Below are 20616 nucleotides of genomic sequence, written 5' to 3'. Positions count from 1 at the left end.
TGTCCGGAAGTTCTTATTTCTTGAGGTTTTTGAGGTTGTAGAACGCGCTGCGGCCGGCGTATTGAGCCGTGGAACCGAGCTGGTCCTCGATGCGGAGCAGCTGGTTGTACTTCGCTACGCGGTCCGTACGGGAAGGAGCGCCCGTTTTGATCTGGCCGGCGTTCGTCGCAACGGCGATGTCGGCGATCGTGCTGTCTTCGCTCTCGCCGGAACGGTGGGAGATGACAGCCGTGTAGCCGGCGCGTTTCGCCATTTCGATCGCGTCGAAAGTCTCGGTCAGGGAACCGATTTGGTTGACTTTGACGAGGATGGAGTTGCCCACGCCTTTGTCGATGCCATCGGAGAGGCGCTCGGTGTTGGTGACGAACAGGTCGTCGCCGACGAGCTGGACTTTGCCGCCGAGCTTGTCGGTCAGCAGCTTCCAACCTTCCCAGTCGTCTTCGGAGCAGCCGTCTTCGATCGTGAGGATCGGGTACTTGTCCGCCCAGCTGGCGAGCAGGTCGACGAACTCGGCCGAAGTGTAGGACTTGCCTTCGCCTTCGAGATGGTACTTGCCGTCTTTGTAGAACTCGGTGGAAGCAACGTCCATGCCGAGGAAGACGTCGACGCCCGGCTTGTAGCCTGCGCGCTCGATTGCGGAGATGATCGTCGTGATCGCCTCTTCATTGGAGCCGAGGTTTGGAGCGAAGCCGCCTTCGTCGCCTACAGCCGTGTTCAGGCCTTTGTCCTTGAGGACGGACTTCAGGTTGTGGAAGATTTCAGCACCGATGCGCAGAGCTTCCTTGAAGCTTTCAGCGCCGACAGGCAGAACCATGAACTCCTGCACGTCGACATTGTTGTCGGCATGCTCGCCGCCGTTGATGATGTTCATCATCGGAACCGGCAGCACTTTGGCGTTGAATCCGCCGAGGTATGTGTAGAGCGGAATGTCCAGAGCGTCCGCAGCCGCGCGGGCTACAGCCATGGACACGGCCAGGATCGCGTTCGCGCCCAGCTTGCCTTTGTTGTGCGTGCCGTCGAGCTCGATCATCTTGCGGTCGATCAGCACTTGATCGAGAGCGTCGAGGCCGATGATTTCCGGGGCGATCAGCGTGTTTACATTTTCAACGGCTTTCAGAACGCCTTTGCCGAGGTAGCGGCCTTTGTCGCCGTCGCGAAGCTCTACAGCCTCGTAAGCGCCGGTGGATGCGCCGGATGGTACGATGGCGCGGCCTTTGCCGCCGGATTCCAGGGATACTTCCACTTCAACCGTAGGGTTGCCGCGGGAGTCGAGCACTTCGCGTGCGTATACGTCAACGATGATAGACATAATGTTTGAACACTCCTTATCGAATGTGGGGTTGCAGACAGATCCGCCTGCTTGGCTGGCACTGAGAACAGTATACCAGTCACAGCGCTTCGGGACGAGTTTCCGCCTTTGATTTTTGGCAAAAGGAGGCCGGATTATCCGGGCTGGCCGGTTCGCTCCGGCTCCCTTTGCATCTATTCCGCCTAAAACCGCCTGGCGGCTTGGCCGCAAGAGGGCAGCTTATGCTTTGTTGATCAGGCTTTGGCCGGTCATTTCAACCGGCTGCGGCAGCTCGAGCAGGTCGAGCAGCGTCGGCGCGATGTCGGCCAGAATGCCGTTCTCGCGAAGCGTGACGCCCTGCTTGGTGACGATCAGCGGCACCGGGTTGGTCGTATGCGCCGTGAACGGGCGTCCATCCGGTCCGATGACCATGTCCGCGTTGCCGTGGTCGGCCGTGATGAGCACGACGCCGCCTTTGGCGAGCACGGCGTCCACGACGCGGCCCATGCACTCGTCCGTCGCCTCGACAGCCTTGATCGTCGGCTCCAGCATGCCGGAGTGGCCGACCATGTCGGGGTTCGCGAAGTTCAGGATGATCGCGTCATGCTTGTCGGAGTTGATCTCGCGCACGGCGGCGTCCGCCACCTCGTAAGCGCTCATCTCCGGCTGCAGGTCATAGGTCGCGACCTTAGGGGAGTTGATCAGGACGCGGGTTTCGCCCGGCAGCTCCTGGTCGCGTCCGCCGCTGAAGAAGAACGTCACATGCGGATATTTCTCCGTCTCGGCGATCCGCAGCTGCGTTTTGCCCTGCTGCACGAGCACCTCGCCGAACGTGTTGTCGAGGTTCTTCGGCTTGTAGGCGACGAAGCCTCCGACCGACTCGCTGAACAGCGTCAGGCAGACGAAGTACAGATCCTTCGGAGCCTTGTCGCCGCGGTCGAAGCCGCGGAAGTCTTCGTTCATGAACACTTGGGACAGCTGGATGGCGCGGTCCGGGCGGAAGTTGAAGAACACGACCGCGTCCTCGGACTTCACGAGCGAGACCGGCGAGCCGTCTCCTTCCGTGATGACCGTCGGCATGACGAATTCATCCATGACCGATTTCTCGTACGATTCCCGCACGGCGCGGATCGGATCGGTGTATTTCGGACCGTCTCCGTACACCATCGCGCGGTAGGATTTCTCCACGCGCTCCCAGCGCTTGTCGCGGTCCATCGCATAGTAGCGGCCCTGGACCGTAGCGATCCGGCCGACGCCGAGCTCTTCGATCTTCGCCTGCAGCTCGGTCAGGTAGCCGACTGCGCTGTCCGGAGCGACGTCGCGTCCGTCGAGGAAGGCATGGATGTACACCTGATCCAGTCCTTCCTTCTTGGCCAGCTCAAGCAGCGCGAACAGATGCTGGATATGGCTGTGCACGCCGCCGTCGCTGAGCAGGCCGTACAGATGCAGCTTCTTGCCGTTCAGCTTGGCATGGCGCACGGCGCCGAGCAGCGTATCGTTGTCGAAGAACTCGCCGTCGCGGATCGACTTCGTAATCCGGGTGAGATCCTGATAGACGATGCGTCCCGCGCCGATATTCAGATGGCCTACCTCGGAGTTGCCCATCTGGCCTTCAGGAAGGCCGACGGCTTCGCCGCAGGCGGTCAGCGTCGTATGGGGGAACTGGGCCATGAAGCGGTCGTAGTTCGGCTTGTTGGCCTGAGCGACCGCATTGCCCACGACATCATTGCGGAGGCCGAAGCCGTCCATGATGATCAGTGCGACCGGTTTGGGAGCCATGTTACTTCGCCCCCTCGACCAGAGCGATGTAGGAAGCCGGTTCCAGACTTGCGCCGCCCACGAGGGCGCCGTCGATGTTCGCCTGGCTCATATATTCCTTCACGTTGGCGGGCTTCACGCTGCCGCCGTATTGGATGCGGACCGCGTCCGCCGTCGCTTGGCCGTACAGTCCGGCAACGACTTCACGGATGTAGGCAATGACATCCTCGGCGTCTTCAGCCGTGGAGGACTTGCCGGTTCCGATCGCCCAGATCGGCTCGTAGGCGATGACGACTTCCGCAGCCTGCTCGGCGGACAGGCCTTGGAACGCGCCTTCCGTCTGCACTTTGCATACGTTCTTCGTGTCGCCGGCTTCGCGCTCTTCGAGCTTCTCGCCGACGCAGAGAATCGGGGTCAGGCCATGCTTGAACGCAGCTGCGACTTTCTTGTTCACGATCTCGTCCGTCTCGCCGAAGTAAGCGCGGCGCTCGGAGTGGCCGACGATGACGTATTTCACGCCGAGATCGGCCAGCATGAGACCGGAGATTTCGCCCGTGAACGCGCCGTTGTCTTCGAAATGAAGGTTTTGGGCGCCGATGGCGATTTTCGTTCCTTTGGCCGCCTCGACGAGGGCCGGCAGCGTCGTGTACGGAGCGCAGATGACGCTCTCGACGCCGTCAACCTCGGCTCCGCCTTTCACTTCGCTGAAGAAGGATAGGGCCTCGGATACCGTTTTGAACATCTTCCAGTTGCCTGCGATGATTGGAGTTCTTGCCATGAATATCATTCCTCTCCTGAAAACTGGCATGGTTTGGATCCGCAGGCGGCTGCGCAGGCGAAAGACCGCTCCAATCGCTCTTGAACACCGGATTCCTTCATTCCTTCAGCCCTTCAAAGGTTGGAATCCGGTCTTCAAATGCGAACGTCAGCCCGGTTCCGTCCATTGACGATGTCAACGGTGAGAACAGGGTCCGACTTTTCCACGGCCATTTCGCCCACTCCGCTGTTGCGGACCAAACACGAAGCCTTTTCCCCTCGCTCCACTCGTGAGAAAGAGATGTTACTTATCGTTAAGGGCGACTACGCCCGGAAGAACCTTGCCTTCCATGAACTCCAGGGAAGCGCCGCCGCCCGTGGAGATATGGTCCATCTTATCGGCGAGATGGAATTTCTCGGCTGCCGCAGCGGAATCTCCGCCGCCGATGACCGTGTAGCCTTCCGTCTCGGCGCATGCTTGAGCAACGGCACGGGTGCCATGCGAGAACGGCTCGATCTCGAATACGCCCATCGGGCCGTTCCAGACGACCAGCTTGGATTCCTTGATGACTTTGGCATAGATTTCACGGGTTTTCGGCCCGATGTCGATGCCTTCCCAGTCAGCCGGAATTCCGTCTACGTCGACGATCTTCGTGTTGGCATCCTTGCTGAAGTCGTCGGATACGACGATATCGACCGGAATCAGGAAGTTCTTGCCGAGCTTCTTGGCTTTCTCAATGAATTCGAGAGCAAGGTCCAGCTTGGAGTTGTCCACGAGGGATTGTCCGATTTCATGGCCTTGAGCCTTGAAGAACGTGTAGGACAAGCCGCCGCCGATGATGATGTTGTCGGCGATCTCGATCATCTTGTTGATGACGTCGATCTTGTCCTTGACCTTGGAACCGCCGACGATGGCCGTGAACGGACGCTCCGGATTGTTCAGCGCTTTGCCGAGCACATCCAGCTCTTTCTCCATCAGAAGGCCGGATACGGCCGGAAGCAGATGGGCGATGCCTTCCGTGGAGGCATGGGCGCGGTGAGCGGCTCCGAAGGCGTCATTCACGAACAGGTCGGCCAGAGAAGCAAGCTGCTTGGCGAATTCCGGATCGTTCTTCTCCTCGCCCGGGTTGAAGCGGGTGTTCTCGAGCAGCAGGACGTCGCCGTCCTGCAGCGCGGCGGCTTTGGCCTGCGCATCGGGACCGGCGGTATCGTCGGCTTTGGCGACCGGCTTGCCGATCAGCTCGGCCAGGCGCGCAGCGACCGGAGTCAGGCGCAGCTCTTCCTTCACTTCGCCGCCAGGACGGCCGAAGTGCGCGGCCAGAATGACGCGCGCGCCCTTCTCGATCAGGTACTGGATCGTAGGCAGCGTTTCCCGGATCCGGGTGTCATCGGTAATCGATCCATTTTCCATCGGCACGTTGAAATCGACGCGTACGAATACGCGCTTGCCCGCTACTTCCACATCACGAACGCTCTTCTTGTTCACAGCTGCTCGCCCTCCCGGTAGTGATTTCTATGGATAAAACATTGCTAAAGAGGAGAACGATCAATCGTCTCTCCTCTTTAGCTGTGGAATCGTCTATGCGATTAGGGACTTCTTACAGGCCTTTGGAAGCGATGTAAGCAGCCAGGTCGACGACACGGTTGGAGTAGCCCCACTCGTTGTCGTACCAGGAGATGACTTTGACCATGTTGCCTTCAACAACCATCGTCGACAGGGCGTCGATCGTGGAGGAAGCGGCATTGCCGTTGTAGTCGCTCGATACGAGCGGCTCTTCGGAGTAGAACAGGATGCCTTTCATGGAGCCTTCGGAAGCTTCCTTCAGGGCAGCGTTCACTTCTTCAACCGTTACATTCGATTTCACTTCGGCTACGAGATCCGTTACGGAAACGTTTTTCGTAGGAACGCGCATAGCCATGCCGTTCAGCTTGCCTTTGAGCTCAGGCAGAACGAGGGATACGGCCTTGGCAGCGCCCGTGGAGGAAGGAATGATGTTTTCTGCGGCAGCGCGAGCGCGGCGCAGATCCTTATGAGGAACGTCCAGTACGGATTGGTCGTTCGTGTAGGAGTGGATCGTCGTCATCATGCCTTTTACGATGCCGAACTTGTCGTTCAGAACTTTGGCGAAAGGAGCCAGGCAGTTCGTCGTACAAGAAGCGTTGGAGATGACCGTGTGAGCGGAAGCGTCGTATTGCTCTTCGTTTACGCCCATAACGATCGTGATGTCTTCGTTCGTAGCTGGAGCGGAGATGATGACTTTTTTCGCTCCGCCTTTAAGGTGAAGCTCGGCTTTTTCTTTAGCCGTGAAGATGCCCGTCGATTCAACGACGATCTCGGCGCCTACGGAGCCCCAAGGCAGGTTCTCCGGGTTGCGCTCTGCAAAGACTTTGATCTCGCGGCCGTTGACGACAAGCGCGCCTTCTTTAGCTTCTACCGTAGCGTCCAGGACGCCGTGGGTGGTGTCATATTTGAGCAGGTGGGCCAGCGTTTTCGTGTCCGTCAGGTCGTTCACAGCGACGATTTGAACCTCGCTGTTGTTCAGTGCTGCGCGGAAGACGTTGCGTCCGATACGGCCAAATCCGTTAATACCAACTTTAACCATGGTTGATATTCCTCCTGTTAAATGAAGTTTGATGATGCATTTATCTCAAAGCAATTCGCATGCCCTGCCCCTGGCAGGCGCAGAGCCCGCGGATTGCCATGAAAACAAGTTTGTCCGCGGCGACCGCATGGACAAGAACCATTATCGCCTTGCGGCATGGCTCTTATTCCGTCAACGCCGCGATTTCGAGGGCGGCAGCCTCGTCGGTGACGAGGATGTCCTCGTGGCCGAACCTCAGCACCGCCGAGATGGCCTCCGCCTTGGAGCGGCCGCCGGCCACACCGATGACGACCTCGGTCGTCACGATGTCCTCGAGCCGGATGCCGGCTGTCTGCATCTTGTGCACGACGTTGCCGCTGCGGTCGAAGTAGTAGCCCCAGGCTTCGGCAAGCGCGCCTTCCGCCTTGAGCGAGTCGGCAAGCGCGCCGTCGATCCGTCTGCGCCGGGCCATCACCATGGCATCTCCGATGCCGTGAATGACGATACGCGCGCTGCGGATGACCTCGACGATCTCCTTCACTCCGGGCTCCTGCATGAGGCTCGTGTAGGCCTCTTCGCTGAGATGGTCCGGGACGTGAAGCATCCGGTACTGCGCTCCCGTCCGCTTGGCCATCGTCGAGACGATCGTGCTCGCCTGGTATTCCAGGCTCTCTCCGAGCCCGCCCCGTGCCGGCACGAACAGGTTGCTCCGACGCGGCGAGCTCGAGGCGAGCTGCGACGCGACGCCCGCAAGCGTCGTGCCTCCGGTCACCGCCACGACATCCCGCTCGCCCAGCACCTGCAGGAGCGCTGCGGCTCCGGCGCGTCCAAGCTCCCGCTTGGCGCTATCCGATTTCTCGGAATCGCCGGGAACGATGATGACCTTCTGCAAGCCGAACCGCTGCTTGAGCTTCTCCTCCAGATCGCTGAGGCCAAGCAGCCCTCCGAGCTCGGGCTCCATCTCCTCCAGCAGCCGCCGTCCGGCCGGGCTGATGGACATGCCGGAGGATTTGATCTCAAGCAAGCCTTGCTCCTTGAGAAAATCCGTCTCCGCCCTCAGCACCCTCTCTGTCATCGACAGGGAGGCAGCCAGAGTCCGGCGGCCGATCATATCCGAGAGCATGACTTGGTGCAGGATCGCATAACGGCGGCGGAGCGTATCGACGAGATCCGGAACGAGCTGACGCTGCAAATCAATAATGCTGCGCATGAGCGCCCCCACTCCACTCGTGCATGGCCATAATGGGACATTTTTAGTCCCAGCCATTCATTTTACGTCCCACACCATCATTTTACCTCTTTTAGATAACCCCCGCAAGTGAGGAATACCCGATGTAAACGGTTGCCGACACCCGATTTTCGGATTTCTTTTCACGGAAACCTTTAGTGTTGCTTTTTCCTGCCAGCTGTTATACAATCTTAGACGTTACGTTTTTACAAGCGCCCGTGGTCCAATGGATATGACGTAGGCCTCCGGAGCCTGAGATCTAGGTTCGATTCCTAGCGGGCGCGCCAATTTACACATATGGATACATACATAGAAGGATCGGCATCCGTGCCGATCCTTTTTTTTGCATCCGGAGGGGATCGGACTTAGGATCGAAAGGCGCCTCATCGCTTCCGGCTGCCGGAACGGAAACTCCGCGTTTAAAGAATAAGGAAGCCGGTTAAACTGGGCTATTGACGGCTGTCCCGACTTCTTTGACCAAATTTGACTTTAAAATCGCAATCCATTAAAATGAAAAAGCAGCACCCCGCATACTCCACTATTTATGAAGGTTATAAGGAGGGATTCGCACTTGGACATGAATTTTGTGCCTATGGTCATCGAGCAAAGCAACCGCGGTGAGCGCGCCTATGATATTTATTCCCGGCTGCTCAAGGACCGCATCATCTTCCTCGGCACCGGCGTCAACGATGTGGTGGCCAATTCCATCATCGCCCAAATGCTGTTCCTTGCAGCGGACGACCCGGAGAAGGACATCTCGCTTTATATCAACAGCCCCGGCGGCTCCATCACGGCCGGCATGGCGATCTACGACACGATGCAGTTCATCAAGCCGGATGTCTCCACGATCTGCGTCGGCATGGCGGCTTCCATGGGTGCGTTCCTGCTGACAGCAGGCGCCAAGGGCAAGCGGTACGCGCTGCCGAACAGCGAGGTCATGATCCACCAGCCGCTCGGCGGAGCCGAAGGCCAGGCGAGCGACATCGAGATCCGTGCCCGCCGCATCCTCAAGATGCGCGACAAGCTGAACGCCATCCTGTCCGAACGTACCGGCCAGCCGCTGGAGCGCATCGAGAAGGATACCGACCGCGACAACTTCATGAGCGCGGAAGAGGCGACGGCTTACGGCCTCGTCGACAAAGTCATCGAGAAGCTGTAAGCTCGGCTGAATAGACAAAAGAACAGCAGCCCCCGGATTTTCCGGGGGCTGCTGTTCTTTTGTCTATTTGAGAGAGAACAATACGGTAATGTCGGAGGTGACGTCGACCTCGCCTGCATCCACGACGGTGTTGGCCGAAGAATCCGACGCTGCTGCCATCTTCATCTGTGCTCTCTCGATGATCGGCTGCACGACCTGGGCTCCATTCTCCGAGATTGAAACGACCTCGCCGAGCGTGCGGCCCGATGCCTGGGCCAGCGTCATCGCTTTGACCTTGGCGGCTTCCACTGCCTTCTGCAGCGCCTGCTGCGTGTAGGCGTCTCCTTTTTCCGTTCCGAAGGAGATGTTGTTGATCCGATTGGCGCCGGCCGCTGCAAGACCGTCGACGAGATCGCCTGTCTTATCCATGTTGCGGTAGGAAATCTGGATGTCCTGCACCGCCGTGTATCCGGTCAGCACTTGGCCTTCCTTATCCGTATAGCGGTATTGCGGCTGCACCGAATAGTTCGTCGTCTTCAGATCCTTCTCCGCGACTCCGAAAGTGCCTGTCAGCGCCTTGCGCACGGCGTCGTATTTCTTGGCCGCTCCAGCCTGCGCTTCCTTGGCCGTCTTGGCCGTCACCGAAACGCCAGCCGATACATAGGCGATATCCGGCGCGACCGACACCTTGCCTGTACCCGTTACGGCGACTGTATTCAACACTGCATTCTCCGTTCCTGCGGCAAATGCCGGCTTGTTGAGCGGCTGACCGCCAAAGGCATTCCACGCCATCAAAGATCCCGCTGTGATTCCCGCCGCTAGAAGCAGCACCTTGCTCTTATGCATCAGCCCGCCAGCCGCATTTCGTTTGTCCATTCCCAGCGCCTCCTTAGGTGTTGTCCTCTTGAAACGGCATGCAGATCCAAAAGGTTGCATTTATCCTAAAGGATTGACGATATTGTTTACTTTGAGACCTGAAAGCGGACGGAGCCGAGTCTCAGGCGGACCCAGCCTGAGAAGGGATGGCCCGGCTTGCCGAAAATCCCAGCCTCAGCCCGGTTCCATGTCGGGCATAGCTTGCAGTATCCGCCGGCTGCAGCACGGTTTGATTGGCATCGGGCCTACCTTCCGTATCCGCGCCCAAGTTCGGTTTGATATCGGGCATAGCATGCAGGATCTTAATAGCCTCAATCCCGATTGTATTGGACATACCTTCAACATACGAAGCCTCTAGCACGATTGATGTCGAGCACCGCATTGAGTTTCCGCCGTCTCCTGCATGGTTCAATTTGCATTGATCATACCTTCCGTCTCCGCTGTCCCAGCACGGTTTGATTTGCATCGGACATACCTTCCGTTTCCGGCGCCCCAATTCGATTTGACGACGAACATCACATACGGTAACCATATTGTTTCAACAGCCTTAATCCCGATTTAGTTTGTATCGGGTATCCTTCGACATCGGCCGGCTCCAGCCCAATTCCATGTTATCGGACATACGATCCGCTATTTCAACGATTTCAGCCCATTTTGAATCTTATCGGACATACGATCCGCTATTTCGGGCCAAACGTGTCCATTCGACCCTTTTTAAAGAAAATAACGGATTTCATGTCCGTTAAATTTATTTTAATGGCAAAATCGAACCAAATAGCGGATCCTATGTCCGATACCGATTTCAGCTTCTTCGCTAAAGGCATTGCTCTGCCTCCAACCGACTATGCTCATTGAATACCTGATGCAGAAGCAACGCTTGCCAGGATACTGCGACCCCAATGTCACCCCGCCCATGCTCCATTCCGACACTCCGAACCAGTAACCGGCCCTAACAACCCTATAACGACGGCTGTTTCAAAAGTTCCGCCAACCAACCAAAGCCGGTTTCAGATCAGAAACACACTCGTGACAAACAGCCTGCAGAAATCAAAAAAAGCCCCCTACGGGAGCTTTCGTGAAGCGCGTCCAAAGCTGCTCTTGCAGCGCCCGGAGGCTGATTTATTGGTTCTCGAGCTCTTCCTTGCTCACCAGGGAAACTAAAGCGTTTACAGCCTGCTCTGCATCGGAACCCTCGGCACTGACGTAAACTTCCGTGCCGGAGCTGATCGCAAGGCTCATGATGCCCATGATGGACTTGGCGTTTACTTTCTTCTCGTCCTTTTCCACGAAAATCTCGGAAGAGAACTTGTTCGCTTCCTGCACGAAGAGTGCAGCCGGTCTTGCGTGAAGACCCGTCTTGAGTCTAACGACAACGGGTTGTCTGGTCATGAAATCTATACCCCCTAGTTCATTTTCACTGCTGCAACGGCGCTTCACGCGCTCGGTAACATCATCCGTTTCAGGTATGAGGAAATCTGGCCACGATTGCTACCATTATACCATCGGCCCGTGTAAGTTAAAAGTTCAGCTTCCACGCAATTTTTCGGCCAGCTCGTCGATCTTGCGAAGCCTGTGGTTCACGCCGGACTTGCTGACGGAGCCCTTCAGCATCTCGCCGACTTCCTTGAGGTTCATGTCGGGATGCAGAAGACGGATTTCCGCCACCTCGCGGAGCTTCTCCGGCAGGTTCTCCAGCCCCATTTCCTTCTGCAGCAGACGGATATTGTCGATCTGGCGCACAGCTGCCCCGATCGTCTTGTTGAGGTTGGCCGTCTCGCAGTTGACGATGCGGTTGACGGAATTCCTCATGTCGCGCATGATGCGGACATCCTCGAATTTGAACAAAGCCTGATGAGCGCCGATGATGTTCAGCAGCTCGATGATCTTCTCGCCTTCCTTGATGTAGAAGATGAATCCCTTCTTGCGCTCGATGCATCGGGCGTTCAGCCCGAATTTGTTGGCCAGCGCCACCAATGCCCCGCAATGCTCCTCGTACATGCAGGAAATCTCCAAATGATAAGAGGAGCCTTCGGGGTTGTTGACGGAGCCGCCGGCCAGAAAAGCGCCGCGCAGGTAAGCGCGCTTGCAGCAAGGACGTTTGATCATATTCTTATCTATGCCCTGATTGAACATGAATCCTTCGGAAACGATGTTCAGATCCTTGAGAATTTCCTGGACCTTGGCCGGAATCCGGACAATGTAGACATTGTTCTTCTTCAGCCTCATCTTCTTACGGACAAGCAGCTCGGTGTGGACGTCGAATATCTTCTTGATCAGGCTGTAGATCCGGCGCGCGATGGCCGCATTCTCCGTCGAGATGTCGAGGATGACCTTGCGGCTAACCAAGTGGACCGATCCGTTCATCCGGATCAGAGCGGACAGCTCCGCCCGTTCGCAGCAGGCGTCCTGGTTGTCCACGAGCGTCAGTTCTTTTTTTGTCTGGGCCGCAAAGCTCATCTCTTCACCCCTTTCTCTGCATCCAGCTTTCTACAAGCTGATATATATGATGGCTCAACCGCACGGCATCATGCCGTAAATAAGTACGGAACAACACCAGGCGGTCCGCGATGACCTTGTATCCCCGGCGCGTGACTTCGTCCAGATCGAGCTGGACAGCCTTCGCTCCCAATTCTGCATAACGGTCCTGGACCTGCGGCGGAATCTCGCCGTCGTTGACGATGACGTAATCGAACAGCTGGTGGCCGATATGACGGTGCACCGCTTCCAGATGATCGCTCACCGCATAATCGTCCGTCTCTCCCGGCTGGGTCATGACGTTGCAGATGAAAATCTTGATCGCATTCGACTGAACGATGCATTCCGCCAGCTTCGGCACAAGGAGATTGGGAATAATGCTCGTGTACAGGCTGCCGGGTCCGATCAGGATCGCATCCGCTTCCTGAATCGCCTGGCACGCTTCCTCGAGCGGCTCCACGTCGGGAGGCTCGATGAACACCCGCTTGATCGGCTGCCCGGCCAGCGGAATGTTGGACTCGCCCTCGACGATGCTTCCGTCCTCCAGCTCGGCCTTGAGCACGATCGCCTGATCCGACGCCGGCAGCACCGTGCCGCGCACGGCGAGCACCCGGCTCAGCTCCCTGACTCCGGTCACGAAGTCGCCGGATATATCCGTCATCGCCGCCAGCATGAGATTGCCCAGGCTGTGGCCGGCAAGTCCGGTGCCGCTCGGGAACCGGTATTGGAGCATCTCCGATAAAAGCGGCTCGACATCCGCCAGCGCCATGAGCACGTTGCGGATGTCGCCCGGAGGAGGAATTTGGAGCTCGTTGCGAAGGACGCCGGAGCTGCCTCCGTCATCGGCTACAGTGACGATCGCCGTGATGTCGAGCGGCTTCTCCTTGAGGCCGCGGAGCATGACGGACAACCCGGTGCCACCGCCGATGACAACGATTTTCGGAAGTGGAGTCTTTGTTTTGCTGCTTGCCATATAAGCCCCGCCTTATGGACGGTCACGTCCGGCATCGCGATGGCTTACCCGGACAGACTCCGTCTCGCTGCTGCCGAGCATGCGCCCGAGATATTCCGAAATGGCTACGGAACGGTGCTTGCCGCCCGTGCAGCCGATTCCGATGACGACTTGACTCTTGCCCTCCTTGCGGTACAGGGGGATGAGAAATTGCAGCATGTCGAGAAGCTTGGTAAGAAACATCTGTGTATCCGGCCACTTCATAACATATTCATATACATCCTGTTCCTGTCCGGTGCGGGGACGCAGATGCTCGACATAATGGGGATTAGGCAGGAACCGGACGTCGTAGATCAGATCGGCGTCGATCGGAATGCCGTACTTGAAGCCGAACGAGGTGACATTGACCGAGAACGGCGCCTGCTTGGCATTGGTGAACCGCGAAATGATGGACTCCTTGAGCTCGGCCGGCTTCAGCTTGCTCGTGTCGATCGTCTGCGTCGCCGAATTCTTGAGCTCCTCCAGCAGCTGCCTCTCCAGATGGATGCCTTCGAGCGGCAAGCCGTTGGGAGCGAGCGGATGCCGGCGCCGGCTTTCCTTGTAGCGGCGCACGAGAACGTCGTCGGTCGCGTCCAGGAACAGAATCTCATGCTGGAAGGTGAAATGGTTCTTGATATAATCGAGCGACTCCGACAAAGCGGTGAAAAATTCGCGGCCGCGCAAATCGATGACGAGCGCCACTTTGGCGATTTTGCCGTTGGAGCCGTCGATCAGCTCGGCAAACTTCGGGATGAGCACCGGAGGCAGATTGTCGACGCAAAAGAACCCGAGATCCTCGAGGCTCTGAACTGCGATCGTCTTGCCTGCGCCGGACATGCCCGTAATGATGACCAGCTTGGGCGTATTCGTTTCCATATGCCGTTCCTCCCTAGGGGGGTGCCGGAATAAATCCGCCGATCCATATCCAGCCCCCGGGTTGGCTTCGCCTGCTAAGAGCGGAGAATGAGTCCGGCCGCGCCGACGACGCCTGCATCGTTGCCGAGTGTAGCGGCGACGATCTCTACGCCTTCCTTGGCTTGGTCCTGCGTATATTTGGCGAACACTTCGCGGATCTGATCGAACAGGAAATCGCCGGCCTTGGCAACGCCTCCGCCGATGATGAAGCGCTGCGGATTCAGGATGACAGCGGTAGCCGCCATCGATCTGCCCAGGTAATAGGCGGCGCGGTTCACGATGCGGGATGCCACTTCGTCGCCTGCTTTGGCGGCGTCGATGACTTCCTTGGCCATGATGTTGGGCTCGAGAGACAGCGACGTGCGGTCGCCGCGCTCAACGGCATCCTTGGCCATGCGGATGATGCCGGTCGCGGAGGATACCGTCTCCAGGCAGCCGGTTTTGCCGCAAGTGCACTGGATCGCTTCCAGATCGGGCACGATCGACATGTGGCCGAGCTCTCCGGCCATGCCGCCGAAGCCTTCATAGATGCGGCCGTTGATGATGACTCCGCCCCCTACGCCGGTGCCGAGCGTGTAGCAGACGCAGTTCGGAATGCCGCGGCCCGCTCCGGCCCAAGCTTCGCCGAGAGCGGCGACATTGGCGTCGTTGTTGACCTTGACGGTCTTGTTCAGCTTCTCTTCAAGCAGCTGCTTGAGAGGCACGTTGCGTATATTCAAATTGTTGGAGAACTTCACGATGCCATTCGGGATGTCCAGGAAACCTGCGATCCCGACGCCGACTCCGCCTACTTGTTCCCAGGCAAAGCCCGCCTCGCCGACTACATGGCGCACGTACGCCACGATGTTGTCCACGATGCGCTCTGCGCCCTGGGAAGCTTCCGTCGGGCCCTCATACGTCCGGAGCAGCTCGCCCACCGCGCTGCAAACTCCAACTTTGATGGCGGTGCCGCCGATATCCGCTCCAACGTAGATTGTTTCTGACATGTGTTAGCCACCTCAATTATAAGTTAACTTCTTTAAGTTACTATAAGGCAAGCCATAGTCCAGGTCAAGGTAACAACGCGGCCCGGCGAATCGCGCCGCCGCCGCGCCTGCCGGTTCCAAGCGCAGCCGAGAAAATCCCGGAAAACCGTGAATTCGAGTCTCTTGAACTCTCCTTATCTGAACCGAATCTCCCCGGAAAGGCTGAAAAAAGCCGCCACCCGGTCAACTGGCATTGATCCGGATAGCAGCTCTATGGGATAAGCTCGATTACAGCGTCTGGCTCCAGTCATGCACCATGGAGCCTTCCAGGAACTTCTCGCAGTCCAGCGCTGCCATGCAGCCGCTGCCGGCGGCCGTAATGGCCTGGCGGTACTTCAAGTCCTGCACGTCGCCGCAAGCGAATACGCCCGGGACGTTCGTTTCCGTCGTTCCCGGCTTCACCATGATGTAGCCATGATCGTCGGTATCGATCTGGCCGCCCAGGAACTTCGTGTTCGGCGTGTGGCCGATGGCGACGAAGATACCGTTCGTCTCCAGGATCTCCTCTTGTCCGCTCTCGTTGTTGCGGACCTTCAGGCCGGTTACGCCGAGCGGGCCAGCCACGACTTCAACCGGCGTGCGGTTGAGTGCGAAGTTGATTTTCTCGTTCTCTTTGGCGCGGTCCTGCATGATCTTGGAGGCTCGCATTTCGTCGCGGCGGTGGACCAGATCGACGTTGGTCGCAAAGCGGGTGAGGAAGTTGGCTTCCTCCATGGCGGAATCGCCGCCGCCGACCACGATGATCTTTTTGCCGCGGAAGAAGAATCCGTCGCATGTAGCGCAAGTGCTCACTCCGCGGCCGACGTTCTCCTTCTCTCCGGGAATGCCGAGGTAACGCGCGGATGCGCCGGTCGAGATGATCAGGGATTCGGCGACAAGCTCTCCTTGGCCTTCCACCTGGATCTTGAACGGACGCTCCGACAGATCGACGCTGTTGACCCAGCCCGTGCGGAATTCTGCGCCGAAACGCTCGGCCTGCTTGCGCATGTTGGCCATGAGCTCAGGGCCCATGATGCCATCCGGGAAACCGGGGAAGTTCTCGACTTCCGTCGTCGTTGTCAGCTGGCCGCCCGGCTCCGGACCTTCGATGACGAGAGGGTTGAGGTTGGCGCGAGCCAGATAGATTGCAGCGGTCAAACCGGACGGGCCGGTACCGATGATAATGGATTTGTACATGAATGTTACCTCCTAAATTGCCCTGCTTGATTATAATTATTCTTATTCTAATCCATGGCAGGGCAATCCGTCAAAGACGCCGCCGCTTCTTCATGAAACGTTCATGTGCTGGATTAATCTTCCATCAAGGAAGGAAGACCGATCGGATGCTTCTGGCCTTTTCCTTGATGCCGCATACTTCATCGATGCGCTTCGCGTTCTTGCTGACGGTGGCGACCGATGTTCCGTAGCGCTGCGCCACTTCTTGGTAGGAGATGGCGCGGCGGTGCATCTTGGCCGTCAAGTATTCCAGCGCCGCAGACCATCCTTCCGCCTTGCCCAGCTTCGGCACATCTGGATAGACGCGCGTCAGGAAGTCGACCCAGAGCGTCATCAGCTCATACTGCTGGATCAAGCCGTACTGCTTGCCCATTTTCTCATAGGCCGCATCCAGTACGAGCTGCCATTTCTCTTCCCATACCGGCAGCCTGGACGGCCCGGAGCCTGGGGCAAGCTGCCTGGCTTCTCCGCCCATCACCGCAGGAAGGGTATCCTCCACGCCGATGGAACGAAGAGCGAACAGCGCCATCCGCTTGAGATCGTCATCCTCTTCCGGTTCGAGCAGGAGCGCCTGAAGGGCTTCCTTCACCTCATGGTCCGCAATCAAGGCGAGCGCCTGAATCACCTGAAGCTTCGTCTTGCGGTCTCCGTTGCGCAGCGCCCAGAAGAAGGAGGAGCGCACGAGAGGATTCGTCTTCATGACGTCAGGCATGCCGCCCGGCAGCTTCTCCCACATCCGGAACTGCTCCTCGAACGGAAGGTGGTAGTGGTAGCTGGCCGCGATCGGCTCCCTGGAAAGTTCTCCCCGCTGAAGCTGCTCCAAGTAATAAGGAGCGACGTCGGACTGCGGATCCCGCTTCAGCGCCTGGCGCCATAGCTGGCGGGCTTCTTCCGGGCGGCCGACATGGAGCGCGGCAACGGCGGCATAGTGGTACAAGGAGCCGTCGCTCTCCGCCGAACCTTCCTTAATTAGACGCTTGAAGTGGCGCAGCGCACACTCGTGCTCCCCTAGAATGCCCATCGTAGTTGCCAATTTAAACACATGCTCCTGATGAAAAGGAAGCGTCCGGCTCAGCAAGCCAGCCAAAGGCGCGAGCTTTTCCGCTTCGCCGGCATGCTGATAGAAAATAGCCAGATTGCAGAGAGCGTGGAGATTCCCTTCCTCCAGCTCGAGCACTTCGAGAATCGTTTCCATCGCCCTCTCGAATTGCCCCATATAATAGTAAGCCAGCGCCAGATTGTTGCGCGCGGCGAGAAAATCGGCATTGCCGGCAACGATCGATTCCAGCAGCTTGGCGGCCTGGGCGAACTTGCCTTCCTCCAGAAGAGCGCGGGCCTGGTCATGCTCGGCGGCTCCGCCGCGGGCTTTGATCGTGACGACCGGGGTCGGACGCTTCAGCTCGTACTGCAGCAGCTCCATCATTTCCTCGGAATCCTCCAGATAATGCCCTTCCGCGTCTTCTTCCAGGTAGCGGACAAGCGCATGCTCCGCTTTTTCGTACTGCTCCATGTTGGCGTAGTTGTTGGCCAGATAGAAGTAACATTCCGTCATGCCCGAATCGACAGACTCCAAAATCTCGATCAGGATCCGGTTCGATTCCTCGTAGCTGCCCATCTCCGACAGGATGCCGGCCAGATTGCAGTGATTGACGGGATTCTCCGGCTCGTACTCGACGGCCCGGCGAAAATACTTCAGCGCCTTGTCGTAGTGATAGCGGTCCATCGAGCGCACGGCGCGCTCGAAGAAGAACGTTGCGTCCCACTGGATCGGTATAATCTTTGCTGCCTGGTCCGCAGCCGTTCTTTTCTCCTCTTCCACCCGGTCAAGGCACCTCCTTCTTCTATCTCCCAAAACTCGAATGCATCCGATTATACCATAACCGTTCCTTCCTTACACGGTAGAAAATGTGGAATGAACGACCGATTCCCCTAGAGAAAAAAAAGCGGAAGGCCGGGACGGCCTTCCGCTTTGATGATGCCGGCTCTCCCTCGACGATTGGGAAGGGACCTGTCCGCCTCCGAGGCGGCTAGATGCCGGCGTTCTTGAACAGGGTGCTGATGGAGCCGCCCTGCATGATGATCTTGGTCGCATCCGCGAGCATAGGCGCGACGGAGAGGACCTTGAAGCGGTCGGAACGGATCTCGGGAAGCGTAATCGAATCCGTCACGACGACCTCCTTGATCAGCGGATGGTCTAGCTTTTGGATGGCGTTGCCTGAGAAGAGCGGATGCGTCGCGCAGACGTAAACGTCCTCGGCCCCGCGCTCCTTGAGCCCCTCGACGACGTTGACGATCGTCGTGCCGGTATCGATCAGATCCTCGATGATGATCGGCGTCTGCCCTTCCACGTCCCCGATGACGTGGGTGATGACCGACTCGTTGTGGGCCGGGCGTTTTTTGATCATGATTGCGAATGGCGAGTCCAGGTAGTTGGCCAGCTTCTCAGCGGTAGATGCCCGGCCTGCATCCGGAGATACGACGACGGGATTCTTGATGTTCTTGCTCTTGAGATAGTCGCTGATGAGGTCAAGAGCCGTGAGATGGTCCACCGGAATATTGAAGAAGCCTTGGATAGCCGGAGCATGAAGATCGATGGTGATGATGCGCGTCGCTCCGACTGTAGTCAGGATGTCCGCCAGCATCTTGGCCGAGATCGGCTCGCGCGGCGCGGACTTGCGCTCCTGGCGCGCATAGCCGTAGTACGGCATGATGATGTTGACGGTCTTGGCCGATGCGCGCTTGGCGGCATCGATCATGACGAGAAGCTCCACCAGATGCTCGTTGATGGGATACGAGAACGACTGCACCAGGAACACGTGGCAGTTCCGGATCGTCTCCTCGTAGTGGCAGTAAATCTCTCCGCTCTTGAACTTGGACAGCTTGATCGCCCCGAGCGGCAGTCCCAGTTCCCCGCTGATCTTCTTCGCCAGTTCCGGATTCGACGAACCCGAGAAAATTCGCAACTTGTCGCTAAACATGATACCCTCCTGAGCGTTCCAACCAAAAATTTGACATCATCCTGCTAAACTCCTGCATGTTCGACACGTCTATTATACATGGTATGCCGCAGAATTCAAAAATCAATAAGTACCCGTTTTCGGCTCTGGAACGTGGCAAGCTGCCCGTAACCGGCTTCTTTCAGCCTCATGCGCGCTTCCGGCAAGTATTGCTCCAGCCGCTCGGGCTGATGGCAGTCGGAGCCGAGAGTTACCGGAATGCCTAGCTCGCAGGCTTTTTTCAGCATCCGCGGCCCAGGGAACATTTCCGCACAAGGCATCCGCAGTCCCGATGCGTTCAGCTCGATCGCCAGATCGGCCTCCCGGACCGCTTCCAGCGCCGCGTCCTCCAGGCGGGTCACGTCGTCCTGCGGACGGAAGCCGAACCGCTTGATGACGTCGATATGCCCGATATAATCGTACAAGCCGCTTCGCGCGGCTTTGGCGACCGCATCGTAGTAGCGCTCGTAGACGGCCATAGGGTCGCGCATCTCCCAGCCGCCCGTCTGCCGAAAGTCGGTAATGTCCCAAGTGCCGAGAAAATGGACCGAGCCGATGACGTAATCCCACGGATATGCATCGATCAGCTCCGCTATTTTTTCCTCCCAGCCTTCGATATAATCGCCTTCCATTCCGACCCGGATGTCGATGTCGCCTTTGTATTTCTCCTTGAGCGCCAGCGCCTCTTCGACATAACGGGGAAGCTCGTCCATCGCCATCGCCATTCCGGGATAATACTCATGCGGCTTGACGTGCAGCAGCGGCATGTGGTCGGACAGGCCGATCTGGTCCAGTCCGGTCGCGATCGCCTGGCGGACGTAGTCCTCCAGGCCGCCGACGGCGTGGCCGCAGCGCTCGTGGTGGGTGTGATAGTCGATGCGGATGCTCATTGGGTTTTCTCCTTCGCTTGGATGGAATTCACTTGAGGTTGCGGGCCGCTTCGCGGCTGGGTATGCACATTCGGTGCGCTTCGCGGCTGGGTATGCGCATTCGGTGCGCTTCGCGGCTGGGTATGCACAATTGTTGCGCTTCGCGGCTGACCATTCTTCCGATCGCTGTTGAAGCCATATTCTCTTCATTAAAAGGTATTTATAGGTAAGAATATGTCTTCAAAGGCGACCACTTGCGTTTCTTCAGAACGGTCAGTCCGCTTTCGCGGATATGTGCATCTAAATCCGAGCGCACGCGGGCCCTGCTACGCGGCGCGATGAGCGCACGCGGGCCCTGCTACGCGGCGCGATGAGCGCACGCGGGCCCTGCTACGCGGCGCGATGAGCGCACGCGGGCCCTGCTTCGCGGCGCGACGAGCGCACGCGGCCCCGGCTTCGCGGCGCGATGAGCGCACGCGGGCCCGGCTTCGCGGCGCGATGAGC

The 20616-nt window shown here is 58.1% G+C and carries 17 protein-coding genes and 1 tRNA gene; 2 read left to right on the top strand and 16 right to left on the bottom strand.

Annotation, left to right across the window (positions count from 1 at the left end; all coding sequences use genetic code 11):
• Window positions 1-13: 13 nt before the first annotated feature.
• From eno to AC06G8_RS01430, 6 genes are all read right to left on the bottom strand, one after another.
• Window positions 14-1309 (bottom strand): phosphopyruvate hydratase, encoded by a 1296-nt coding sequence (gene eno / locus AC06G8_RS01455; protein WP_076359093.1) that lies wholly within the window; start codon window positions 1307-1309, stop codon window positions 14-16.
• Between the two features lie 219 nt (window positions 1310-1528).
• Entirely contained in the window at window positions 1529-3067 is a 1539-nt protein-coding gene (gene gpmI, locus AC06G8_RS01450; protein WP_480284183.1) for a 2,3-bisphosphoglycerate-independent phosphoglycerate mutase, read from the bottom strand.
• A 1-nt stretch (window position 3068) separates the two neighbouring features.
• Window positions 3069-3824, bottom strand: a complete 756-nt coding sequence (gene tpiA / locus AC06G8_RS01445; RefSeq protein ID WP_480284182.1) for a triose-phosphate isomerase — start codon at window positions 3822-3824, stop codon at window positions 3069-3071.
• Window positions 3825-4106: 282 nt separating this feature from the next.
• Entirely contained in the window at window positions 4107-5288 is a 1182-nt protein-coding gene (locus AC06G8_RS01440) for a phosphoglycerate kinase (protein WP_480284181.1), read from the bottom strand.
• Window positions 5289-5400: 112 nt separating this feature from the next.
• On the bottom strand, window positions 5401-6405 hold the full coding sequence (gap, locus tag AC06G8_RS01435) for a type I glyceraldehyde-3-phosphate dehydrogenase (protein WP_447663453.1): 1005 nt from the start codon (window positions 6403-6405) through the stop codon (window positions 5401-5403).
• 163 nt (window positions 6406-6568) lie between these two features.
• Window positions 6569-7594: a sugar-binding transcriptional regulator gene (locus tag AC06G8_RS01430; protein ID WP_480284180.1), complete on the bottom strand. Its 1026-nt coding sequence runs from the start codon at window positions 7592-7594 to the stop codon at window positions 6569-6571.
• Window positions 7595-7824: 230 nt separating this feature from the next.
• Here AC06G8_RS01430 and AC06G8_RS01425 point away from each other — a divergent pair.
• A tRNA-Arg gene (locus AC06G8_RS01425) sits at window positions 7825-7899 on the top strand.
• 290 nt (window positions 7900-8189) lie between these two features.
• Window positions 8190-8771 carry an ATP-dependent Clp endopeptidase proteolytic subunit ClpP gene (clpP, locus tag AC06G8_RS01420; protein ID WP_174806401.1) on the top strand — a complete coding sequence of 194 codons (582 nt, stop codon included), beginning with the start codon at window positions 8190-8192 and terminating at the stop codon, window positions 8769-8771.
• A 63-nt stretch (window positions 8772-8834) separates the two neighbouring features.
• Here clpP and AC06G8_RS01415 read toward each other — a convergent pair whose 3' ends face one another.
• The 10 genes from AC06G8_RS01415 to hisJ form a co-directional block, all read right to left on the bottom strand.
• The gene (locus AC06G8_RS01415) at window positions 8835-9626 is read right to left on the bottom strand and encodes an SIMPL domain-containing protein (RefSeq protein ID WP_480284179.1); all 792 of its coding nucleotides are present in this window, start codon (window positions 9624-9626) and stop codon (window positions 8835-8837) included.
• A gap of 1119 nt (window positions 9627-10745) precedes the next feature.
• Window positions 10746-11015 (bottom strand): HPr family phosphocarrier protein, encoded by a 270-nt coding sequence (locus tag AC06G8_RS01410; protein ID WP_048745351.1) that lies wholly within the window; start codon window positions 11013-11015, stop codon window positions 10746-10748.
• A 135-nt stretch (window positions 11016-11150) separates the two neighbouring features.
• Window positions 11151-12083, bottom strand: a complete 933-nt coding sequence (gene whiA / locus AC06G8_RS01405) for a DNA-binding protein WhiA (RefSeq protein ID WP_447663450.1) — start codon at window positions 12081-12083, stop codon at window positions 11151-11153.
• Window positions 12084-12087: 4 nt separating this feature from the next.
• On the bottom strand, window positions 12088-13074 hold the full coding sequence (locus AC06G8_RS01400) for a gluconeogenesis factor YvcK family protein (RefSeq protein ID WP_480284178.1): 987 nt from the start codon (window positions 13072-13074) through the stop codon (window positions 12088-12090).
• A gap of 12 nt (window positions 13075-13086) precedes the next feature.
• A complete protein-coding gene (gene rapZ, locus AC06G8_RS01395; protein ID WP_447663448.1) occupies window positions 13087-13968 on the bottom strand; it encodes an RNase adapter RapZ in 882 nt (293 codons plus the stop codon).
• Window positions 13969-14042: 74 nt separating this feature from the next.
• Window positions 14043-14993, bottom strand: coding sequence for an ROK family glucokinase (locus AC06G8_RS01390; RefSeq protein ID WP_480284177.1), 951 nt, complete (start codon window positions 14991-14993; stop codon window positions 14043-14045).
• 267 nt (window positions 14994-15260) lie between these two features.
• On the bottom strand, window positions 15261-16208 hold the full coding sequence (gene trxB, locus AC06G8_RS01385) for a thioredoxin-disulfide reductase (RefSeq protein WP_447663446.1): 948 nt from the start codon (window positions 16206-16208) through the stop codon (window positions 15261-15263).
• A 124-nt stretch (window positions 16209-16332) separates the two neighbouring features.
• Window positions 16333-18066: a tetratricopeptide repeat protein gene (locus AC06G8_RS01380; RefSeq protein WP_480284176.1), complete on the bottom strand. Its 1734-nt coding sequence runs from the start codon at window positions 18064-18066 to the stop codon at window positions 16333-16335.
• A gap of 208 nt (window positions 18067-18274) precedes the next feature.
• Complete coding sequence (locus AC06G8_RS01375; protein ID WP_048745346.1) at window positions 18275-19225, bottom strand: ribose-phosphate diphosphokinase; 951 nt, start codon at window positions 19223-19225, stop codon at window positions 18275-18277.
• Window positions 19226-19320: 95 nt separating this feature from the next.
• Complete coding sequence (hisJ, locus tag AC06G8_RS01370; protein ID WP_480285364.1) at window positions 19321-20127, bottom strand: histidinol-phosphatase HisJ; 807 nt, start codon at window positions 20125-20127, stop codon at window positions 19321-19323.
• Window positions 20128-20616: the final 489 nt, after the last annotated feature.

The organism is Paenibacillus sp. SJS-P3, assembly GCF_056711585.1.
The sequence above is the reverse complement of the archived record's forward strand: the minus strand, read 5'-3'. Positions and strand labels throughout refer to the sequence as shown.

What these genes read in the sequence shown, in the direction of transcription:
- AC06G8_RS01415 (WP_480284179.1), bottom strand. Translation starts at nt 9,626, where the DNA reads ATGGACAAACGAAATGCGGCTGGCGGGCTGATGCATAAGAGCAAGGTG.
- AC06G8_RS01375 (WP_048745346.1), bottom strand. Translation starts at nt 19,225, where the DNA reads ATGTTTAGCGACAAGTTGCGAATTTTCTCGGGTTCGTCGAATCCGGAA.
- gap (WP_447663453.1), bottom strand. Translation starts at nt 6,405, where the DNA reads ATGGTTAAAGTTGGTATTAACGGATTTGGCCGTATCGGACGCAACGTC.
- rapZ (WP_447663448.1), bottom strand. Translation starts at nt 13,968, where the DNA reads ATGGAAACGAATACGCCCAAGCTGGTCATCATTACGGGCATGTCCGGC.
- gpmI (WP_480284183.1), bottom strand. Translation starts at nt 3,067, where the DNA reads ATGGCTCCCAAACCGGTCGCACTGATCATCATGGACGGCTTCGGCCTC.
- AC06G8_RS01430 (WP_480284180.1), bottom strand. Translation starts at nt 7,594, where the DNA reads ATGCGCAGCATTATTGATTTGCAGCGTCAGCTCGTTCCGGATCTCGTC.
- whiA (WP_447663450.1), bottom strand. Translation starts at nt 12,083, where the DNA reads ATGAGCTTTGCGGCCCAGACAAAAAAAGAACTGACGCTCGTGGACAAC.
- AC06G8_RS01410 (WP_048745351.1), bottom strand. Translation starts at nt 11,015, where the DNA reads ATGACCAGACAACCCGTTGTCGTTAGACTCAAGACGGGTCTTCACGCA.
- eno (WP_076359093.1), bottom strand. Translation starts at nt 1,309, where the DNA reads ATGTCTATCATCGTTGACGTATACGCACGCGAAGTGCTCGACTCCCGC.
- clpP (WP_174806401.1), top strand. Translation starts at nt 8,190, where the DNA reads ATGAATTTTGTGCCTATGGTCATCGAGCAAAGCAACCGCGGTGAGCGC.
- trxB (WP_447663446.1), bottom strand. Translation starts at nt 16,208, where the DNA reads ATGTACAAATCCATTATCATCGGTACCGGCCCGTCCGGTTTGACCGCT.
- AC06G8_RS01400 (WP_480284178.1), bottom strand. Translation starts at nt 13,074, where the DNA reads ATGGCAAGCAGCAAAACAAAGACTCCACTTCCGAAAATCGTTGTCATC.
- AC06G8_RS01390 (WP_480284177.1), bottom strand. Translation starts at nt 14,993, where the DNA reads ATGTCAGAAACAATCTACGTTGGAGCGGATATCGGCGGCACCGCCATC.
- tpiA (WP_480284182.1), bottom strand. Translation starts at nt 3,824, where the DNA reads ATGGCAAGAACTCCAATCATCGCAGGCAACTGGAAGATGTTCAAAACG.